14 protein-coding genes and 1 tRNA gene are annotated in these 21,857 nt (G+C 36.7%); all 15 read right to left on the bottom strand.

Annotated elements, in window-relative coordinates; translation table 11 throughout:
- Nucleotides 1-4: 4 nt before the first annotated feature.
- The 15 genes from AWW83_RS03465 to AWW83_RS03395 all read right to left on the bottom strand — a co-directional run bounded on the left by AWW83_RS03465 (nt 5) and on the right by AWW83_RS03395 (nt 21,387).
- Complete coding sequence (locus tag AWW83_RS03465; RefSeq protein WP_092348562.1) at nt 5-3,664, bottom strand: tetratricopeptide repeat protein; 3,660 nt, start codon at nt 3,662-3,664, stop codon at nt 5-7.
- 76 nt (nt 3,665-3,740) lie between these two features.
- Nucleotides 3,741-5,144, bottom strand: a complete 1,404-nt coding sequence (locus AWW83_RS03460; RefSeq protein ID WP_092348559.1) for a hypothetical protein — start codon at nt 5,142-5,144, stop codon at nt 3,741-3,743.
- A 20-nt stretch (nt 5,145-5,164) separates the two neighbouring features.
- Complete coding sequence (locus AWW83_RS03455; protein WP_092348556.1) at nt 5,165-6,244, bottom strand: hypothetical protein; 1,080 nt, start codon at nt 6,242-6,244, stop codon at nt 5,165-5,167.
- Between the two features lie 11 nt (nt 6,245-6,255).
- The gene (locus tag AWW83_RS10175; protein ID WP_092348553.1) at nt 6,256-7,041 is read right to left on the bottom strand and encodes a DUF2249 domain-containing protein; all 786 of its coding nucleotides are present in this window, start codon (nt 7,039-7,041) and stop codon (nt 6,256-6,258) included.
- Between the two features lie 110 nt (nt 7,042-7,151).
- A tRNA-Ser gene (locus AWW83_RS03445) sits at nt 7,152-7,235 on the bottom strand.
- A gap of 80 nt (nt 7,236-7,315) precedes the next feature.
- Nucleotides 7,316-8,581 (bottom strand): TRAP transporter large permease, encoded by a 1,266-nt coding sequence (locus AWW83_RS03440; RefSeq protein WP_092348550.1) that lies wholly within the window; start codon nt 8,579-8,581, stop codon nt 7,316-7,318.
- A gap of 8 nt (nt 8,582-8,589) precedes the next feature.
- Entirely contained in the window at nt 8,590-9,075 is a 486-nt protein-coding gene (locus AWW83_RS03435; protein WP_092348547.1) for a TRAP transporter small permease, read from the bottom strand.
- Complete coding sequence (locus AWW83_RS03430; protein ID WP_092348544.1) at nt 9,075-10,085, bottom strand: TRAP transporter substrate-binding protein; 1,011 nt, start codon at nt 10,083-10,085, stop codon at nt 9,075-9,077. Before AWW83_RS03430 ends, AWW83_RS03435 begins: the two co-directional genes overlap by 1 nt.
- A gap of 76 nt (nt 10,086-10,161) precedes the next feature.
- Nucleotides 10,162-12,231, bottom strand: a complete 2,070-nt coding sequence (locus tag AWW83_RS03425) for a TonB-dependent receptor family protein (RefSeq protein WP_092348541.1) — start codon at nt 12,229-12,231, stop codon at nt 10,162-10,164.
- A 54-nt stretch (nt 12,232-12,285) separates the two neighbouring features.
- Entirely contained in the window at nt 12,286-15,489 is a 3,204-nt protein-coding gene (locus tag AWW83_RS03420; protein ID WP_092348538.1) for a VPS10 domain-containing protein, read from the bottom strand.
- Nucleotides 15,490-15,566: 77 nt separating this feature from the next.
- Nucleotides 15,567-16,862 (bottom strand): glutamate-1-semialdehyde 2,1-aminomutase, encoded by a 1,296-nt coding sequence (hemL, locus tag AWW83_RS03415; RefSeq protein ID WP_092348535.1) that lies wholly within the window; start codon nt 16,860-16,862, stop codon nt 15,567-15,569.
- A 10-nt stretch (nt 16,863-16,872) separates the two neighbouring features.
- A complete protein-coding gene (gene rdgB / locus AWW83_RS03410; RefSeq protein ID WP_092348533.1) occupies nt 16,873-17,493 on the bottom strand; it encodes an RdgB/HAM1 family non-canonical purine NTP pyrophosphatase in 621 nt (206 codons plus the stop codon).
- Nucleotides 17,453-17,752, bottom strand: a complete 300-nt coding sequence (locus tag AWW83_RS03405) for a PQ-loop repeat-containing protein (RefSeq protein WP_143713875.1) — start codon at nt 17,750-17,752, stop codon at nt 17,453-17,455. The genes rdgB and AWW83_RS03405 overlap by 41 nt, the downstream gene beginning before the upstream one ends.
- A 17-nt stretch (nt 17,753-17,769) precedes the next feature.
- Complete coding sequence (gene radA / locus AWW83_RS03400) at nt 17,770-19,146, bottom strand: DNA repair protein RadA (RefSeq protein ID WP_092348784.1); 1,377 nt, start codon at nt 19,144-19,146, stop codon at nt 17,770-17,772.
- Between the two features lie 129 nt (nt 19,147-19,275).
- Nucleotides 19,276-21,387, bottom strand: coding sequence for a prolyl oligopeptidase family serine peptidase (locus AWW83_RS03395; RefSeq protein WP_092348530.1), 2,112 nt, complete (start codon nt 21,385-21,387; stop codon nt 19,276-19,278).
- Nucleotides 21,388-21,857: the final 470 nt, after the last annotated feature.

Raw genomic sequence — 21,857 nt, 5'->3', positions numbered from 1 at the left:
TTTTTTATTGTTTTAAAATCGCTCTAACTCGCTCAATCTCTTTTTGTGCTCCTGCTTTGAAAATAGGATCAATCCCAGGTCTGTCAATTATCTGCTGATACATATTTATCGCTTGATCATATTTTTTCATCTTCTCATAAGATTGTCCAGCCATGTAAAAAGCGTTCGCAGTCCAGTCAATTCTCGTCTTCTTCGTAACAAGATAAGGAACTTTCAAAAACTCAAGGATCGCCTGTTCATATTCACCTTTGTAATATAAAACCTCGCCAATGTAATAATGAAGCTCCGCTTCAAGGTCTTTATCTGCTTCTTCAAGCAAACTCTGAAAATAAGAAAGCGCAAGGTCATAATTCCCAAGCATCTCATACATCACACCAATTTTGATCTTTTTATCAATCACATCTTCAGCGTTTGGAAACTTCTCAATGTATCTTCTTGCAATCCCAATAGCAAGCTCATAATAACCAAGTTCATCATAACACTCAAGAAGATTGCTCATAGCAGATTGAAGAATTTTTGGCTCATCTGCTGTCTCAACTACAAATCTGTAATAAATCGTCGCAGAGTCATATTTTTCAAGTTTGAAGTAAATGTTTCCAAGCGAGAGATTAACTCTTAATCTTGTGTCTTTATCAAGCGGTTTTTTGTTAAGTTCAAGAAGCAACTTAACAGCAGTTTCAACATTACCGTTATACTCCTCAATCTTCGCAAGCCAGTATTGAGCAAGGTAGGAAAATTTTGTATCGGGATAATTTTTTATCACTTCATTGAAAACTTTTCTCGCATTTTCAAAATTTCTACCTCTGAAATAATAACCCCCAAGCTCAATCTGAAACTCCGCAAGATAATTTTTTATGTCAAGTTTTGAAAATGCTTTTTGAAATGAATTAACACCTTTGTTTGCGTTGTCTATGTCGTTCATTCTGAAATAACAAGTTATAATTTTTGACTGAATTAAAGCACGATCGCTATCACTTTGAGCATATCTTAAAGCTTCGTTGTATTTTTTCAACGCCTCATCATATCTTTCGGCATCAAAAAGCATTTGTGCGGTTTCAAAGATTACTTTCTTACCAAGCGTTGTGCTGAATTTTCCCGCTCTTTCAAAATAATAAACCGCTTTCTCACCTACACCTTCAGACTTATAAATGTTCCCAAGCGCATAATAAACCTCGCCTATGCGTGGCAAAATTGCTTGAAGCGTCAAACCTGGAGCTGGCTTCGGAGTTGAAAGATAAATTTTGTAGTATCTCTTTGCATTTGAAAAGTCACCAAGCTTGTGGTAAGAAGATGCAATTTTAAAGACAACTTCGGGCTCTCTTTCAAAACGAACCAACTCATCCTGCGAGAGATAGTTCTTGTATTCATCTATCGCTTTTATATAATCGCCTGATTCAAAGTAAATATCCGCAATTTTCAACTTAACATTTTCAGCAAGCCCGACATAAAAATAATTTTTCTCAATTTCACGCAAAACTTTTATCGCTTCAACATAACTTTTCAACTCTTTGAAAATTTGCGCCTGCAAATCCATCGCCCTCGCATCATACTGGGATGGAGCATATTTCCCAAAAAGTAAATTTAAATCCGAAAGCGCTTTCTGTTTATCCCCGATTTTGTAATAAGCATACGCACGCTTAAACAAAACCTCGGGTATATGCTCCTGATTAAATTTGTTGAAATTTTCATTTGCGACTTTTATAACTTCGTTCCAGTTTTCGTTTGAAAAATAGTAATTTAAAACTTCAATTGTGAAGAGACCGAAAAATTTTGAACTTGGATACTTTGTCCTGAATTCTTCCGCAATCTTCCGTCTTCCATCTTGACTTAATCCAGAAACTTGAATTTTAAAAAGATAAAAAACAGCGCTGTCAATTTCATCTGCTTCAACGCCATCTTTTAAATCCACAAAACCTCGGATTATGCTCACTGCGCTGTCAGAATTTAATTTATTTTCAAGAAAAAGATTATAAGCACAAACGGATTTTTCATAACCAATTTTTGCAATCACCGATGGCTCAAACCCGCCAAGCGACAAAGCAAGGTCATAGTATTTTAACGCATTTGAATAATCTTTTAGATAGAAATTGTAAATGTCCGCAAGTTTAAAAATTAACTCATTTTTGGGTTTACCCACAAGGATATCTGCAACGAGACCAATAAGTGAATTAACATAATCATCTTTTCGCTGAATGTGAAATTTTTTCAATGTTTCAATTTTGTTAAGAGCATCTTCATATAGTTCGGAAGATTTGTAATTTTTCGTCAGCGTCTCAAAACTTGAAATAGCATCGTCAACATCGCCAAGTTTCTCATAACATAATCCAATGTGATAAATTGCCTCATCAACATATTTACTTTTTGGAAAGCGGTTTATCAGGTCAGTGTAATAAAAAACTGCATTTTTATAATCGCCAATTTTTTCTTCGTATAAAATCCCAAGCCGAAACAGAATATCTGGAATTAACTCACTTGTTGGATAAGAAGCAAGATACATTTTGTATAAATCAACTGCCTTTCCAAAATCCCCAATGCGAGAGCAATTTTCGGCAAAATTTAAAATCGCCCTTGAACGCCTCAATGAATTTGTGTCAGAATCAATGATTTTTTGATAAAGATCGTTCGCCTTCCGATAATTCAAAATCTTGTCAAATGCAACCGCAGTGTTAAACCATATCTCTGGACTTGTTTCGGAGATAGAATCTGAAATTTCATTGTAAAGTTTTATCGCACTTTGATAATCCGCAGTGTTAAAGTAATAGTTTGCAAGTTGAAGCGAAATTTTCTGTTTTAAAATTTTTAAATTCTCGTTTGTATCACTTTGCGTTATAAAAGATTTTGCCTTGAGCGTGTAATTTATTGCATTTTCATATTCGCCAAATTCAGCGGAAAGTTTCCCAAGTTCAAAATAAGATTCAGCGATTATTTCGGAATTTAAACCAGATTGCGAAGTGATTTCAAGAAGTGTTTTCTCCGCTTCTTCGCTTTTTCCAAGCGCAAGATTAGTTTTTGCAATGTTAAGATATGCTCTGAATTTTAAATTTTTATCCTCAACTTCACTTGCGATCTTTCTGTATTCAATCAACGCTTTTTCAAGATTTCCTTCTTTAACAAGGATGTCGGCAAGTTTAAATCGTGCAGTGTAAAAGTATTCATTATCAGGATACTCTTGAACCAATGAGAGAAGGACTTTTTTCGCATTTTGAATATCGTCAGCAAGTTCAAAGTATTTTGCTGATTCAATCAATGCCTTCGGAGCAATTTGATTTTTGGGGTAAAAAAGTTTAACTCTTTCAAAGGCAGAGCCAGCGTCTTTATATTTTTTCATTTCAACGAAACATTCTGCGGATTTCCAAAGCGCTTCAACAGCCCTTGGATGTGTTGGTTTTGAAAGAGCAAAATTTTGAAACACCATCTGCGCATCTTCAAACTTTCGGAGTTTAAAGTAAGCCATGCCAAGATAAAATTGTGCCTCCGCAACTTGTGGACTATTTGGGTAAGAGTCAATAAACTTTTTTAACTGTGAAATTGCAAGGTCGTAAAATCCCTCGTTGTATAAATTTATCGCAAGTTTAAATTCCGCATTTTCTTTTGTATCCTGCGAATGTGCGAGAAAAGTAAAAATCAAAGATAAAACAAGCCAAACGCTTAAAATCCTGCGCATAGCAATCTTGATTTGTTTTGATTCTGAAAAAATTTAACATTTATTCAAGTTTTAAGCAATTTCAAAGGCAGGACAATCAAACATTCTCCCCCATTTTTAAAGTTTTCCACAGATTCACATAAAGCAAAATTATTGACGCAATCGCAATAAATCCAGATACACCGAAAAGATAAAGCATAATTTTTGTAAAAATCCACATTGAACCTGAAAGATAAAGAGGGACAAGCATCGGAACAACTCTTGAGAAAACCGACACATTCCCGAGGATAAATGTCCAGAATACAATTTTTGTGTTTGCAATTTTACTTTTGTGCATAAATCCAGGCAACATTCTTTGCGCCATTCCCAGAATTAAAAGAGTTATAAATCCAGCAAAAAAAGAATGCCTCACTGGATCTTCGCCGTAATGAATGTTAAGCCCAGCAAGCATAAAAACCCGTGCTAAAATGTCAAGAAATAAACCAATCAAAAGCCACACATAGGCAGAATAAATTAAAAGTTCAAACCTTCCAAATTCCCCATAGTCAGAATAACCTCTTCTCGGCTTTCTTTCCAAGTTTGAACCTTTTTCTTCAATTCTATCCCTCCTCCAGAAAGGCGATTTTGAAAGTTCAAGATCAGGCAAGAATATCCTTTGAATTATTCCAGAATTAAAAAGCAAAGCGATGATAAGCAAATCAACAATCAACGCAGTAAAATTAAAATCAAATGGCATCGTTATTTCACAAGTTGGAAGCAAAGCAAATGCGTGTGTTAAGACAGAGATAAGATAAGCATATCCAAGATACTTTATTGACTTTGCTGGCGGTTTAAGATGTATGTAAAGCGGAAAATTTAAAATTGAAAAGGCAAATGAAATCGGGAAAAGTGTAAAGTTCATAAAAACCCAAATGCTCCATTTATTCCATACGATCCATTCGTATCTTTCAAATAAAACTGCTGATGCTTGAACAAGCGAATATATCAACCAACCGAGCAAAAAGAGAATGAAAAATGGTTTAACAATTTCAAAGCCACGCTTCTTAAAATCCGACGCTTTTAGAAATGTCTTCAACAAAACAAAGATATAAAAAATTATCCCAACAAACTCAACGATGTTTCCAAACCTTGAAGCGTATTCAAAAACTTTTACAAAATTTTCATCATCAACATACGCTTTCCAGAACTCAAAATTTGCCCTGAGCAAAAGCCCCAAAACAGTAAGATAAAGTATCAATTTCAAAGTATTTCTCTTCTGAACTGGAACGCTTGCCATTCTTGGGAGGAAATGCAAACTCACTCCCATTATAAACAATCCAGCCCAACCAACAAGTTGAAGATGACCGTGAACCTGAATCCATACATCAAGTGCTTGTGGAAGTCCCATATCAAATCCAATCTGCATCGCAATATGCCCCCCGAGCATAAAACCACCAAAGACCGCAATTCCAATTGCCCACCAGATAAATCCCTTTTCAAACTCCTGATGTATCTGCTTCATTACAAAACCATTTGCTTGATTTAGCTAAAACTTTTCAAAACTGTTAAAATGTAAGCTATGAAAATTACAAAATGTAAAGTCCCCGTTATCCAGCCAGACCACATCCACAGCTCAACAAAATTTGAAACGAATATATCCGCTAAAATTCTTATCAATGTCATGCTTTGAAACGCATAAAACAAAAAACGCGATGGTGATTTCTTCGGCATCTTTGAAAGAGTTGAACCAAGAACAACAGGCGCATGTGATAAAATCATTGTGAATATAAAACCAAGCCCAATTGAATGATAAACGACATCTTTTTGCATCGGCATAAAATCCCAAAAAATCAAAAACAATCCGCCAAGAAAAAGCCAAAAGTATCCCACAAACAATGTTTCTCTTGAAAATTTATGCAAAGGTGTTTGAGGTAATCTGCTTCTTCTAAAAGCAGAAATCACAACCGGGTCATTGTAAATCATTCCCAAAGCAACAAAAATTAACATAAAACCAAAAATTTGAATTGGGAGATTGTAAAAAGATAAATTCAAAACCAAAACCAAAAGATAAACTATCAAAAGAGCATAGACAATTTTTGCACTTTTCTTTTCCGAACTTAGCGTTAACTCAATCCTCTCAACACCTATCACAGCTATGGCAAATGACAATCCAGCAAGCGCAGATTCAACGCTTCCAGCAAGACCATTTTGATTAAACAACGCAACAGATAAAACAACATACGATAAAAATTCAATAAGCGGAATTCCAAAATGTTTAAATGTTCTATATGCGATAAATCTGTGAATTCCCCAACCTAAAAGAGCAAGCAGGCTCAGAACTTTGAAATAAATTAAATCTGTATGAATTGCAATTGCAGATAATCCCCAAATATATGGAACCCAGAGGAGCCATTTTACGGGGAGAGCAAACATTCTTTCAAAAATTATCAATGTCCCAAGAAAAGCCCCAACCATCAAATTTCCATGCGGTGGAAATATATCTGGAATTGAAGGCAGTTCAAAGCCCCGAGTTAGTGCGATACGCCAAACGCCCAGCACAACTGCTAAAACAAACGATAAAATTCCAATTAACATTGACCCACGCAGTATATTCCTTTCCATCTTAACACCTGTTAATTACTTGTCTTTGTTATCTTAACACCCCACATTATCGGTCCAGAAATCAGATATTCCCAGTTAAATTTTCCTTCCTTTTCCGCTTGAAATTGATAATAAAGGGGTTTTGGGTCATGGTCATTCACCAGAAATAAACTTTCGTTGATGTTTAATTTGTCAAATTCGCTAAGTATAATTCCATGCCTTTGAACAGGCGGAATCTCGCGAACATCAAGAATTTTGGTTTTTCCAAGCAAATTATCCCTCATTTCATCAAGCATGTGATGAAATTCATTGTGTTTCCCAGGACCGATTTCTTTCAACTCAAACTCTTCAAACTTTTCAAACAATTCTTCTTGTAATTTTTCGGAAAAATGTATATCCGCCATTGCAAACAAAACATTGTTTTCTTTGTAGATGTGCTGTTCAAGAAGTTCAACATATCCTTTTATCGCTTCAGAAATTTTTTTAATTGTATTTTCATCGGGGTTCATTTTATAACTTCGTAAGTTTTCCTCAATTATGCGGATATAATCCCGCCCAAATTGATGTTCTGTAAGCATCACCCCAATTGGTCCTTCCTCTTTTGGGATACCTACCTTCTCAAGTTCTGGAAAAAGGAAGTTTTCTTCTTTTCCATGATGACATTTATCAACAAAAACTTTAAAAAATTCCAATAGTTTCTCAATCTTTTCCACATCAATTGTTTTATTGTTTTCAATTTGAATTCTTATCATTTCAAGAAAAATTAAAGCGAGGCGAATCGCTTGATGTTCCTTTTTCAATTGCTGCGTTGCTGTCATTTTTAACCTTGATTTTTTTTCTGTATTATAAAAAATTTGCGGGTGTAAAAAATTGATTTAAGTCAAAAAAATCAGACATTAAAGTATGAAATTTAAGGTAGGAAGTGAAGCGGAGGGTGAGGGACTCGAACCCCCAAGGGCGCGAAGCCCAGCGGTTTTCAAGACCGCCGCCTTACCAATTAGGCTAACCCTCCAATTTTCCGATTATAAATTTATAAAAACGGGGAAATAAAATCAAGTTTTACATACAGAGTTTCCCAAACAAGATATTTTCTCACTTAACAAGAAAAAGTGAAATTTCGGGGATATAGGTTATAAGAAGAAGGGCTATGAGAAGAATAAATATAAATGGAAGCGTTGAAGTGTAAATTTTTATTATCGGTTTTTCAAATCTAAAACTTGAAATGAAAAGATTCAAACCGACGGGTGGCGTAAGATAACCAATCTCAAGATTCGTAAGAAAAATTATGCCGAGGTGCACCGGGTCAACACCAAATTTCATTGCAATCGGAGTTATAATCGGGACGACAACTATTATAGCTGAAAATATATCCATCAGCATACCAACAACGAGAAGAAAAATGTTTAAAAGAAGTAAAAATGCATATTTGCTTGAAATATACTTTTGAATGAATTCAAAAATTTTCATCGGAACTTGTGCGTCAATGAGATAACTTGTCAACCCAAGCGCAGACGCAAGAATAATCAAAATTCCACCGACAAGAATCATACTCTCCTTCATAATTCTTGTCAAATCTTTTCTAAAATTCAAATCGCGATAAATGAAGAACTCAACTATCAAAACATAAACAGCAGTTATAACAGATGCCTCAATCACCGTAAAAAGTCCAGCATAAATTCCACCGATAATTATGAACGGAAGCGGAATTTCCCAGATTGCATCAATTGTCGCGCGCCAGAGATTTCTAAATGAAAATTTTTGTATCTTTATGCCTGATTTATAATTTCTTGCAATGCTATAAATTGAAAGAAGAACTATAAGCAATGTCCCGGGTATAATTCCAGCGATGAACAATTTATCAACATCAACTTGAGCCACAAGAGCATATAAAATCAGAGGCAAACTCGGGGGGAAAAGAAGTCCCAAACTTCCAGATGTTGTCACAAGCCCAAGTGAGAATTTCTCCGAATAATTTCCTTTTATGAGCGCCGGAAAAACAAGACCACCGAGAGCAACGATTGTGATTCCAGATGCACCTGTAAAAGCTGTAAAAACAGCGCATGAAACGAGAACAACTATGGCAAGTCCGCCCGGAATCCAGCCGAATAGCGCCTGTGTTAAATTAACAAGTCGCTTCGGTGTGTTGCTTTCGGCAAGAATGTAACCAGCAAATGTGAAAAGAGGTATAGCAATTAAAGTAGAGGTATTCGCAAGCCGAACCATTTCAATTATAATCGCCGAAAGGTCCGTCTGCGCCGTTAAAAAACTTAAAATCGCAATCGCCGATATAACCGCAAATAAAGGTGTCCTAAACAACGCAAAAAGAACGAACAAAAGTATCAGAATAAAATTAAGCATTTAAAAATTTAGAAAATATTTTTGATAAGCAATAACTTCAAAATTCGCACAAAGAATCTAAAACTCATCAAACTAAAACCAATTGGGATAATTATTTCAACCTGCCAGTTCTTTATCCCAAGAAAAACATCTTGAGGGAATTCAATCTCCATTCTTATGAAATTAACAGATGCTTTTAAAAGTATAACACAAATAGCGAGGGCAAAAAATCTTGTGAGTATAGAAGTTAACTTCTTTAATTTTGGTGTTAGAAATCTTGTCAAAACATCAATGTTTATGTGTCTGTCTTCTCTTGTAGCAAGCGAAGCCCCTATAAAAGCAAGCCATAACACTGTATATCTCAAAAATGGATCAGCCCATAAAAAACCGGTTTCAAAAAAATTTCTCAAGATAATCTGAACAAATCCAACCAAAAGCATCAACGAAAGAAGTAATGTTAACAAAACCATTTCAATTTTTGCGAGCGCCTCGTCAATTACATCAAAAAGTTTCATCAATTTGACACTTTTTGATTTGTCTTACGGTATTCTTCAAGTGCTTTTTCAATTTTATTCAACCACTCCTCACTGAAAACTTTTCCAACGAGCATTCTCCTTGCCTTTTTTCCGATCTCATCATATTCATCAAGTAATTTCTTTGAAGGTGGCTCAGTTATAACGATGCCATTTTTCTTTAACACCTCTATCGCTTTTTTATTTTCCTCCCTGCTCAATTCAACAAGTTTACGCATATATTTTCTGCCATTTCTCAATAAAATTTCCTGTAAATCTTTTGGCAACGAATCAAAATATCTTTTTGAAATAAGAAGCGCTCCGGAAGCATCGGAAAGCGGGACATTGTGCATGTATTTAACCCTTGTGAACCATTGTGTTGCAAGCATTGAAAGCGGTGAACCATAAACTCCATCAATTATCCCGGTTTGAAGGGATGTTAAAACTTCCGTAATTGAAAGGGGAACTGGGGTTACACCGATGACTTTGTAAGCAGCTTCTGCGATTGGGTCTCCCTGCCACGCCCACATTTTTATTTTCTTCAAATCATCAACGCCATAAATTGGTGTTTTTGTGAATGTATATATGAATCCAACTTCTGCCCATCCAAGCAAAACGAAACCACCTTTTTCAATTTCCTTCTCAAATTCATCGTTAAATTTTTGATATATGTAATCAACCTCATCATAATTTTTGAACAGAAAAGGGGAATCAAGGATTCGCAAATTTGGAGCAATTTCACCTATGCCAACGCCTGTGAATCCACCAGCGTGATATTGTCCGATTCTAATTTTTTTCAAAACATCAATTTCATCCCCAGCAACACCACCGGCGTAAATTTTGAAACCGATTCGTCCCTTGCTTTCTTTTCTTATTTGTGCATCGTATTCTTTAAGAACATTTATCCATGTGCTTCCATCAGGTGCAATTGTCGCAACTTTTATGAGATATTCCTGTGAGAGAGCAAAATTTAAAAACAGAAGCAATCCACAAAGTTTTACAATTAACTTCATCTTTGCATTTTTTATTTTTTCTCAAAATTTACAAGTTTAATCTAACACGAGCAACACAAAAAATCAAATTCCCCGATCAAAAATAAACAAATGAAAAACTGATGAACCAGTTTCTTGGAAGTCCCGGCTCAATATAAGCGTATGGTTGCTTCCTCTCGGGATTTATGAAAACAGATGAAATATATTTTTTATTAAACAAATTCTCAATCCCAGCAGTTATGGAAGCTTTTATGCTTGAAATTGAAAATTCAGAACCAAGCGAGATGTTAAGAAGTGTATAAGGTGAAATTTCAAGCTCGTTTAAATCATCTGCAAAATATCTTCCGACATAAATTAGCTCTGGATTTATTACAAATGGTTTTAAATTAATTTTCAACCCTGCGCTTCCCCAAAGTCGCGGAATGCCGGGGACAAATTTACCCGAAAGATTTCCAAGGTCGTTTTCATATCTAAGATATTTTGCGCTTAAATAAGTCAAAACAAAAGTGAAATCAATAAATGTTGAAAATTTAGCAGAATTACTTATTTCAATTCCATATCTTCTTGATTCACCAGCGGAGAAAAACCAACTTCCGTTGTTATACGGGACTATCTCATTTTTAACATCAATTCTGAAAAAAGAGACAGAATAAATCAAGTTTGACATAATAGAATTTTTGAATGCTTTGACACCTTTCCAGCCAAATTCAAATGTTTGAGACGACATTGGTTTGAGCAACGGATTAAGTGAAACATCTTTTAACTCCGGTGGTGGGTCAACCTCATTAAATGCAGGAGCTTCAACTCCACCGCTTAATGTAAAGTAAACTGAATTATCTCCACCAGCTTTAAAGAGCATAGAAAAATACGGGGTGAATTTGCTCATCCTTAACACATCTTTTTGCGTGATTCGTTTTATGCCCGCAGGGTAAATCTCACTTATGTAATTGTGGAAATCATATCTACCTCCAAAAGAGATGGAAAAGTTATTAACAGGGTTAAGTTCAAGTTTCAGGACAAATCCACCTGTTCTACCTCCTTCTCTTTTATTCGTTCTCAAGGAATCACCTCTTTCACCATCTTTGAGATTGTAAAAAAGAATCGTTCCATCTTGATAAGAGTCGTCATACCCTAAAATAAATTTAGGTCTGAACGGAATCTCATCAGCATAGAATTGATAGGTAAATCCAGAACCAAAAAAGTAGCGATTGAAGTCCCGGAAAGTTCCCCTTTCTGATCTTTGTAAAACTTTCGGCTCAAAGAAAATCCTTAAATCAAAAATATGATTTTTTGCAAGCGGTGATGTCAAATTTAATCCAATTTTCCCAATTCTGTTATATCTTCGCTCTTTGCGATTGAAGTAAGTTTGATTTGCAAGTGCTGGGCTTGAATTAAACTGTTCAATGGTCAAAGGTCCAGGGATATAAAAAAGATTTGAAACGAAGCCTGTGATAATTTTAAGTTGTGTTTCTTTTGCGATTCTTGTCTTGATGACTGAATATATTTGTTTTTTCTGGTTTGAGCTATTTTGACGCCATCCGTCAAAGTTTTTAATTGTCCCAGTTAAAATTGCATCACCTGTTTCAAACTTTACACCCACTTTAAAATTAGTTTGCCAAAGTCCAAAACTTCCATACATACCAATTGCTTCTGCAAATGAGTTTCTCACATCAAAAGTTTCAAAATTTATAATTCCACCCGAAGCATTTCCAAATAAAGCTGAAGCATTGGTTCTCATTATCTCTATTCTCTCTGTTGAAAGCAAATCAACAAAATCAATTGATGTTCTTCCATCTGGCTCTGTTATCGGGAATCCATCAACCAGAAGTTTTATCCCTCTTATTGTTCCTGCGTTTGATTTATCTCCATAGCCACGAGCGCCGAATCCACGAACTGTCAACCTTACATCGCCTCCACCCGACCTGCTTTGAACGAGAATGCCGGGAGCAAAATTCATCACATCAGATAAATCCATCTTCCTTTTCAAAGCAAAATCAGAAAAATCAAGCAAACTTACTGACATCGGAAGATTTAAAACTTCTCCACCAGCACGATAAGCCGTAACCTCAACTTCGCCGAGATAATAAGTTTTTATTGTGTCGTTTTGTTGAGAGAGGACAAATTGATAAAGAATAAAGAACAAAAAAATTTGAGACAGTTTTCTCATCCCCACTCCTGGATTTATTTTTATTTAGCCGGGGGCAATAAGCCCCCGGTTGTTTTATTTCTTCTCAATTATTAACGCTGGAATGTCAAGTTCTTTAATTGCACGATTAAATTCAGGTATATCCCTTTCCATCACTTCCTTAAACTTGTTAAGTTGGACATCAAGTCGTTTTGATAGGTCATCAAAGACATCATACATTTGTTTGGTTGGTTTGGAATCGGCGCTTGCGACTGCACTTGCAAGTGCAGCAAGTTTTCCATTTAATTTAACAGGATGATTCAAAATGTCTTGTGAGCTTCTTGCTTTATTTTGTGTTATTTCGCTTTCAATTGATGTAAGTTTATCTCTCAAAGGTTTCGCAAGTTTTCTAACTTTTTCATCGTTTTGTGTGCCTTTTAATCTCTGTGTTAATTCGTCAATTTGCTTAACTATGTCTCTTATCGTGTTAACTGTTTTATTTGCCTCGCTGAGTTTATCTCTGATTTTGATCAAAAGTTCAAATTGCTCTTTAAATTCTTCATCCGTTGTTTTTATCCTCGGGTCTTTTTTAATTTCAAACCATTGTGTTAATGTTTTGCCACCGACTGTGAGTTTAACTTGATATTTTCCGGGAACTGCAACAGGTCCTCTTGTCGTCCCACCCCAGCTCCAGAAACGAATGTCTTTTAAGTTTTCAGCATCAGGATAGCGCATATCCCAGACAAATCGGTTCATCCCCGCTTCCACGGGAACTCTTTCAGCGCGAGGACCTGCACCAAACATGAAGAATTCTTCCTGTTGGGGTTGTTCTCCTTCCGGTCTTTCGGCTTTGCTTGAAAATGATTTTATCAAGTTTCCTTTTTCGTCATAAAATTCAAGTTTGACTTCGTCTTTGGGTTTTTCTTTGAAATAATAATAAACAATAACGCCATTCGGCGGATTTTGCCCAACTGTTGCACCTGGAACCCTAAAACCACCACCTCCGCGCATCCTGTATGTATCGCGAGGCTTGAAAAGATAAACATCTGACTTTGCAACTTCATCGTTTATCTGATAAAGCGGTGTTAAATCATCAAGAACCCAAAACGAACGCCCATGCGTTGCAACGACAAGATCTTTCTCTCTTGGATGAACCGCAATATCATAAATTGGAGTGATTGGAAGGTTGAGTTGAAGCGTTTGCCAGTTTTCGCCATCATCAAAAGATACATAAATACCGAATTCAGTCCCAGCGTAAAGCAAACCCTTTCTATTCGGATCGGCGCGAACAACTCGTGTAAAGTGTCCATCTGGAATTCCATTCACAATTTTTTTCCATGTTTTCCCGTAATCTGTGGTTTTGAAAATATACGGTTTAAAATCACCAAGTTTATATTTCGTCGCAGCCACATATGCTGTCCCAGCGTCAAAAGGCGATGGCTCAATTATGCTTATCAAACTCCATTCTGGTAATTCCTTCGGAGTTACATTTGTCCAAGTTTTCCCGTTATCCGTTGAAACATGAATTAGCCCATCATCAGAGCCAGCCCAGAGAACTCCCTTTTTGACGGGAGATTCTGCGAAAGCAAAAATAGTGCAATAATACTCCGCCGTCGTGTTGTCTTTTGTTATTGGTCCACCCGATGGACCGATCTTTGAAGTATCATTTCTTGTTAAGTCAGGGCTTATAACTTCCCATGTCATCCCCTCATCCGTGCTTCGGAAAACATGATTTCCCGTAACATATAAAACATTTGGATCATGAGGTGAAATAACAATTGGATAAGTCCACTGGAAACGATATTTTATGTCTTTCGCTCCGGCTCCAATTGGTGTCTCTGGCCAAACGCTTATGTTTTTAATTTCACGAGTTCTTTTATCAAATCTTGTTAAAAGTCCACCATAACTTCCCGCATAAACTATATTCGGATCATCTGGTCTAACTGCAATATAACCACTTTCGCCTCCACCAACAGGAAACCAATCTGTTCTATCTATTCCGAAACCCGTTGTTCTACTTGCAATTCCAACAGTTGTGTTGTCCTGTTGAGCCCCGTAAATGTAATATGGAAATTGACTGTCAATTGTGACATGGTAAAATTGTGCGGTTGGATAATCTTGCTCGGTCCATGTTAAACCCCCATTAAATGTAACAGAAGCTCCTCCATCGCTTGCGTGAATCATTATATTTGGATCCTTCGGATTTATCCACAAATCGTGATGGTCGCTGTGCGGGGTTCTCACAGTTGTAAAAGTTCTCCCTCCGTCAATTGACTTTAAAAATTGAACATTTAAAACATAAACGACATCTGGATTTTTCGGGTCAGAGAAAACATGCATATAATAAAAAGGTCTTTCCCATAACCTTTTGTCGTCGTTAACTTTTCTCCATGTTGCGCCACCATCTTCCGATTTGAAAAGTCCACCATTTTCCGCTTCAACAAGAGCCCAGACAAGTCCAGGTTTTGCAGGTGATGCCGAAACCCCAATTTTGCCTTTTATCCCTTTTGGAAAGCCCGGATTATTTGAAATTTCAAACCATGTTTCCCCACCGTCTGTTGATTTCCAGAGCCCACTTCCTGGACCACCACTTGAAAGCGTCCAAAAGTTTCTATAAACTTCCCACATTGAAGCGTAAATAACTCTCGGATTCGTTGGATCAATTGATAAATCAACAGCTCCTGTTTTTTCATCTTTGTATAAAACCTTTCTCCATGTTTTACCGCCATCTGTTGATTTATAAACACCTCGTTCTGGCGATGGTGCAAATGGATTACCAAGCGCAGCTACATAAACAATGTTTTCATCTTTCGGATGAATGCGAATCTTTGATATAACTTTCGTTTCAGCAAGTCCAAGATGTTTCCATGTCTTCCCAGCGTCTTCGGATTTATAAACCCCATCTCCAATGATTATATTGTTTCTCAGACACGACTCACCCATTCCAATATAAATTACATTTGGATCAGATTCAGCAACTGCGATTGCACCGACAGAACTTGACTTTAAAAATCCATCTGAAACATTTACCCATGTGGCGCCACCATCTTCCGTCTTCCACACACCACCGCCAGTTGCACCGAAATAATAAGTCAAAGGTTGTTCAGGATGACCTGCAACTGCTATTGACCTTCCACCTCTAAACGGTCCAATCTCACGCCACTGCATAGCACGATATAAACTCGTGTCGTATTTAAATGGTTGCGCTTTTACTGGCTCAGTTTTTTTCTGCGCAAAAGATGAAACAAATGAAAAAAGAAGAATAAACCCAAACAAAAACAGTAAATTTTTTACTCTCATCTTAACACCTTGATTTTGTTTGTGATAAATTCAAAATAATTTGACGAGATGAAGAAAGCGAAATGTTCCAATGGCTATTAACTTAAAAGAGCTTTGATCGCTTTCTCAAATGCTTTGATTGTTTTTTCAATGTCTTGCTCTGTATGTGCGGTTGACAAAAACATCGCTTCAAACTGCGACGGCGGGAGATAAACTCCATTTTTAAGCATAAGGTTGAAAAATTTTGCAAATTTTTTTGTGTCCGATTTTAAAGCCGACTCATAATCATAAACTTCGCCATCCGAAAAGAAAATAGTCATCATTGAGCCAATTTGATTGACCCGAACCTTTACACCATTTTTATCTGCAATTTCTCTGAATCTTTCGGCAAGATACTTCGCTTTTGAATCAAGTTGTTTATAAATCGTTTTTCTTTTTTCGTATAAAATTTTCAAAGTTGTATATCCAGCAGTCATTGCGATTGGATTTCCTGAAAGCGTCCCTGCCTGATAAACAGGTCCTGATGGTGCAACTAATTGCATAATTTCTTTTTTCCCGCCATAAGCTCCAACAGGAAATCCACCACCTATAATTTTCCCAAGCGTTGTCAAGTCAGGTTTAACTCCAAATAACTCTTGCGCACCCCCGGGAGCAAGACGAAATCCCGTTATAACTTCATCAAAAATCAAAACTATATTTTCACGATCACAAATCTCACGAAGCTTTTTCAAAAAATCATCTTTTGGCAAAACAACCCCCATATTCCCCGGAACCGGCTCAACAATTATGCAAGCAATTTCATTTTTATTTTCATCAACAAGTTTTTGAACTGATTCAATATCATTAAACTTTGCATTCAAAGTAAGCGATGCGAGTTCATTTGGGACACCGGGACTGCTCGGTATTCCAAGAGTTGTAGCGCCAGAACCAGCTTTTACAAGGAAACTATCTGCATGACCATGATAACAACCTTCAAATTTTATGATTTTCTTTTTTCCCGTGTAAGCTCTCGCAAGCCGAATTGCGCTCATCGTCGCTTCCGTCCCAGAGTTAACCATTCTAACAAGTTCAATTGACGGAATCATCTTTTTGATCAATTCAGCCATTTTAACTTCAATTTCCGTTGGAGCGCCATAACTTGTTCCGTTTTTCAAAGCATTTTTAACAGCAGATATAACCTCCGGATGTGAATGTCCAAGTATAAGCGGACCCCAAGACATAACATAGTCAATAAACTTATTCCCGTCAACATCCCATATCTTTGAACCCGACGCTTTTGCTATGAACAATGGATTTGAATTAACCGCCTTGAAAGCCCTGACTGGTGAATTCACACCCCCGGGCATTAAACTTAACGCCTTTGAATAAAGATTTTTGCTTTTGCCCGTCTTCATCAAAAATTTCTCAATTTTGTTTTTGCAAAATTTCCGAAATGAATTCCGCAAATTTTTTAATTGCTTTCGCTCTATGACTTATCCTATTTTTCAAATCTTTTGGCATCTGCGCAAATGTTAAATCAAATCCATCCGGAACAAAGAGCGGATCATATCCAAACCCACCATCCCCGCGCGGTTCAAATATAACTTTACCTTCGGTCACGCCTTCAAAAATTTTCTCAACATCACCATCAACATAAACAATCACACATCTAAAACGAGCTGTTCTATTTTCAATTGGAACTCCTTCAAGAAGTTTTAAAAGTTTTCTGTTGTTTTCATCATCGGTTGCATTTTCACCGGCATAAACTGCGGATATAACGCCGGGTTCCCCATTTAAAAAATCCACCTCAATCCCGCTATCATCAGCAACGGAGGGAAGACCTGTAAATTTATGAACTATCCTTGCTTTCTTTGAAGCATTCTCATAGTATGTTTTACCGTCCTCGTATATATCGGGAATTTCTGGGAAATCAGCAGTGCTTAAAATTTCAAGTCCTGAATAAATCTCATCCGGAAGATAAATTTTCAAAATTTGCTTTATCTCCTCAACCTTGTGCCTGTTTCTCGTTGCAAGGACTATTTTCATTTTCAGCTGGATTTATTTTTACACGAGGGAAAAATTTGAAGTATAAATTTATCAAACTTCCAATTGATGCAAGAAAATTAAGCGTGAAGAAAACAAAATTTCCAATAGCATAAATTGTCAGCGATAAACTTCCAATGAAATATATTAGCAGGAAATAAAGGTTCATATTCGTATAACCACGTTTTATGGACTCATAAGTTTGAGGAATCCAGCATATTACAATTGCGATAAGCCCAATTAAACCAAGAGCTTCTTTCATCGTTTGCCTTTTTTGTTTTAAATGTTCAAAAGTTCTTCAAGTGCTTGATTTACTTTTCTTACGCCAACGATTTCAATTTCTGCGTCAATTTTTAAACCACGCGTGTTATTTTTCGGAATGATGATCTTTTTAAATCCAAGCTTTGCTGATTCTTGAATTCTTTTCTCTATTTGCGTAACCGATCTGACTTCACCCGCAAGACCAACTTCACCAACAACTACGGATTGAGAATCAACAGGAATATCTTTCAAACTTGAAACTATTGCTGTCACAACTCCAAGATCAATCGCAGGTTCGTCAATTCTCAATCCACCCACAATTTTTATAAAAACATCATTTCCGCTTAACCTAACGCCAACTTTCTTTTCAAGGACAGCAAGAAGCACAGAAAGGCGATGATAATCAAAACCAATTGATGTTCTCTGCGGAGTTCCATAACTTGCCGGGGTAACAAGCGCCTGAACCTCAACAAGAAGAGGTCTTGTCCCTTCAATACACGCAACAACCGATGAACCCGAAACTCCAAAAGTTCTTTCAGAGAGAAAAATTTCAGATGGATTTTTTACCTCTTTCAATCCTTCCGTCGTCATCTCAAAAATTCCAATCTCATTCGTTGAGCCAAATCTATTTTTCACAGCTCGCAAAATTCTATATGCCTGATGCCTTTCGCCCTCAAATTGCAAAACAGTATCAACCATATGTTCAAGAACCTTTGGACCCGCGATCAAACCGTCTTTCGTCACATGCCCGACAAGAAGAATAGATTTACCCGTATTTTTCGCAAGTTGCATAAGAACAGATGCACATTCACGAACCTGACTCACGCTTCCGGGAGCACTTTCAAGCTCGGGTCTGTACATCGTTTGAATTGAATCAATTATGATTATATCAGGATTTACCTCTTCAATCACATTTATAACAAGGTTTAAATTTGTCTCCGCAAGGACGAGAAAATTTTTTGATTGGAATGACTTTGGAAAATTTAATCTTTCCGTTCTAAGTTTCAATTGCTTTACTGATTCTTCACCAGTAACATAGAGAACTTTTTTCCCTTTCAACCCCGGAACAATTTGTGTCATAAGAGTTGATTTACCAACGCCTGGGTCTCCCGCAATTAAGACAACCGAACCTGGCACGATACCTCCACCAAGAACACGATCAAACTCATTTATCCCCGTTTTTATCCTTTCTTCTTCTTTTAGATCAACTTTTTCAAGGTCAACTGCTATTGCAGGTGGCTTTAAAAGTGAAATCTGCTCCTGAATTTTATCCTCTGGCATTATTATTTCCTCAACCATTGTGTTCCATTCATTGCATTCAGGGCATCTCCCCATCCACTTTAGCGAGATATAACCGCAGTTTTGACATACGAATTGTGTTTTTTGCTTTGCCATCTTAAACAAGAATTTTAAATTTTCAGCGAAAACCAAATAAATATAACCCCGCTTTTGAAATTAAACAAGTTTAATTTCCGCTTTGATGACCCCTCCCTGCAAAAAGCAGAGAGGGGCAAAATAATAAAATCAATAATTAATCCCCAGAACCTTAAAAACGAAAGCGTAAATATCCGATTGTTCCTCAATTATTTTTGATGTTGGTTTTCCAGCACCGTGCCCTGCTTTCGTTTCAACCCTCAAAAGTATCGGCGTATCCCCTGCGTTCGCAGATTGCAAAGTTGCAGTAAATTTATATGCGTGAAGTGGGACAACTCTATCGTCGTGATCCGCAGTCGTGATTATTGTCGGTGGATAAACAACGCCTTTTTTAACATTGTGAAGCGGTGAATATGCGTATAAGAATTTGAAATGTTCTGGATTTGCCTCCGCATTGCCATATTCCGGAATCCAATATCTCCCAACTGTAAATTTATGATACCTTAACATATCAATTACCGGAACTTCGCAAACAACCGCACCGTATAAATCTGGTCTCTGAACCATACACGCTGCAACAAGCAATCCACCGTTACTTCGCCCGTTTATGACAAGTTTTTTTGAATTCGTATAACCGTTTTTAATCAACCATTCACCAGCAGAGATAAAATCATTGAACACATTTTGTTTTTTATCAAGCATTCCTGCCTGATGCCATTCTTCTCCGTATTCACTTCCACCTCTTAAATTCGCCACTGCATAAACACCGCCTATTTCAAGCCAGAGCAATCTCACCGCCGAAAACGATGGCATTATACTTATGTTAAATCCACCATAACCATAAAGCAACGCAGGATTATTTCCATCAAGTTTTATCCCTCGCTTATGAACAATATACATCGGAACTTTAACTCCATCTTTTGACTCATAAAAAACTTGTTTCACTTCATAATCCTTCGGATCAAATCCTTTCAACTTCGTTTCAAAAAATAATTCAAGTTTCCCCGTCTCAAAATCATATCTATAAACATTCATCGGATGCAAAAAAGATGTGAAGCCAAAAAACATTTCTTTATCATCCTGCCTCCCGGATAGACCTGAAACACTGCCCGCCTCCGGCAATTTAATCTCCTTAATAAACTTTCCATCAAGCGAATAAATTTTAATTTTATGTTTGACATCTTCGGTGTAAACGATGACAAATTGATTGTTAATTATTCTTGCATCTGCGATAACTGCTTTTTTATCCTCACCAATCACATCTTTCCAGTTCTTTCTATCCGGATTCTTAACATCAATTGCAATGATTTTATATTTCGGGGCATTTAAATCTGTAACAAAGTAAAAGACGCTTCCTTTATTTCCGACAAAATCATAACTTGCATCCGCTTCATCAAGCAGACGAATGAAATCGCCATCGCTGTTTAACTCACGATAATAAATTCTATTTTTCGGACTTGTTCCGTGTGTCACAGTTAAAATTAGATATTTCCCATCTTCTGTAATTCTCGGATAAAAGTTTAACTCCTTTGCATCTGGTCTTTCATAAACGAGTTTATCTTCTGATTGTGGAGTTCCAAGTTTGTGGAAATAAACTTTATTGTGGCTGTTTTCCTCACCTTTTGGAACAGTTCCGGGTTCGGGGAAACGATTGTAATAAAAGCCCGAATTATTCGGCAACCACGCAATGCTTGAAAATTTACACCATTTTAAAACTTCGTCATAATCTTTTCCCGTCACAACATCTTTTATTTTAATTTCTTGCCAATCGCTACCACTTACGGAAACACCATAAGCGATAAATCTCCCATCTTTACTATATGAAATGTTCATCAAAGCAACTGTTCCATCTTCACTGAATTTATTCGGATCAACCACAAGCATATCTTTTCCCCTCAAACCATCTCTCACATAAAGAACGGATTGATTCTGCAATCCATCATTTTTGAAGAAAAAGTATTTGCTTCCTGCTTTCACAGGGACGGAGTATTTGGGATAATTCATCAGTTCAGTCAATCTTGATTTAATTTTTTCATAAAACGGGACGGAGCGAACGAAATCAAATGTGATTTTATTTTGAGCATCAACCCATTGTTTCACCTCTTCCGATTCAAAATCTTCAAGCCAGCGATACGGGTCGGCGACTTTAACGCCGTGATAATCATCAACTACATCAACTGTTTTCGTCGGTGGGTAATTTAATTTTTGTGAAAGTGTTAACGCAGTGAAGAGCAAAGTTAGGAGTAAAAGTTTTTTCGCCATGGCTTTTGAAGAATTTTGTTTTTATTTTTGCGCTCTGTTTTGAAACTTAAAAAATTCAAGTTTGATATGCAAGGAATTTCCAATTTGGTTTGGTGGGGAGATTTTGCTAACGATCTTATTTTATTGGCAGGAATTAAGATTAAAGGAAAAATTCAGCGTGAGAAATGTAGTGGAAGTTAAAATCGTTTAATAAAATCTCAATCCCTCACAGGTTCAATTCACACTAAACGGAGAACTAAAAATAATTCCCGTTTCATTGTTTCAATCCCTCACAGGTTCAATTCACACACATTAGCACCTGCGGATTCAATCGCAAGTGTATATCGTTTCAATCCCTCACAGGTTCAATTCACACAATTTTACATTGTCGGTTGAATAGGCGAGGTTTATTATGTTTCAATCCCTTGTATATTACAGGTGTTATGATTTACTTTAAGATTAATACAAGAGGCGCAGGCGAGATTGTTAAT

This window comes from Candidatus Chryseopegocella kryptomonas, assembly GCF_001536065.1.
GTDB classification, from domain to species: domain Bacteria; phylum Bacteroidota; class Ignavibacteria; order Kryptoniales; family Kryptoniaceae; genus Kryptonium; species Kryptonium kryptomonas.
Note: the sequence above shows the minus strand (reverse complement) of the source record. Positions and strands in the feature narration are given on the sequence as shown.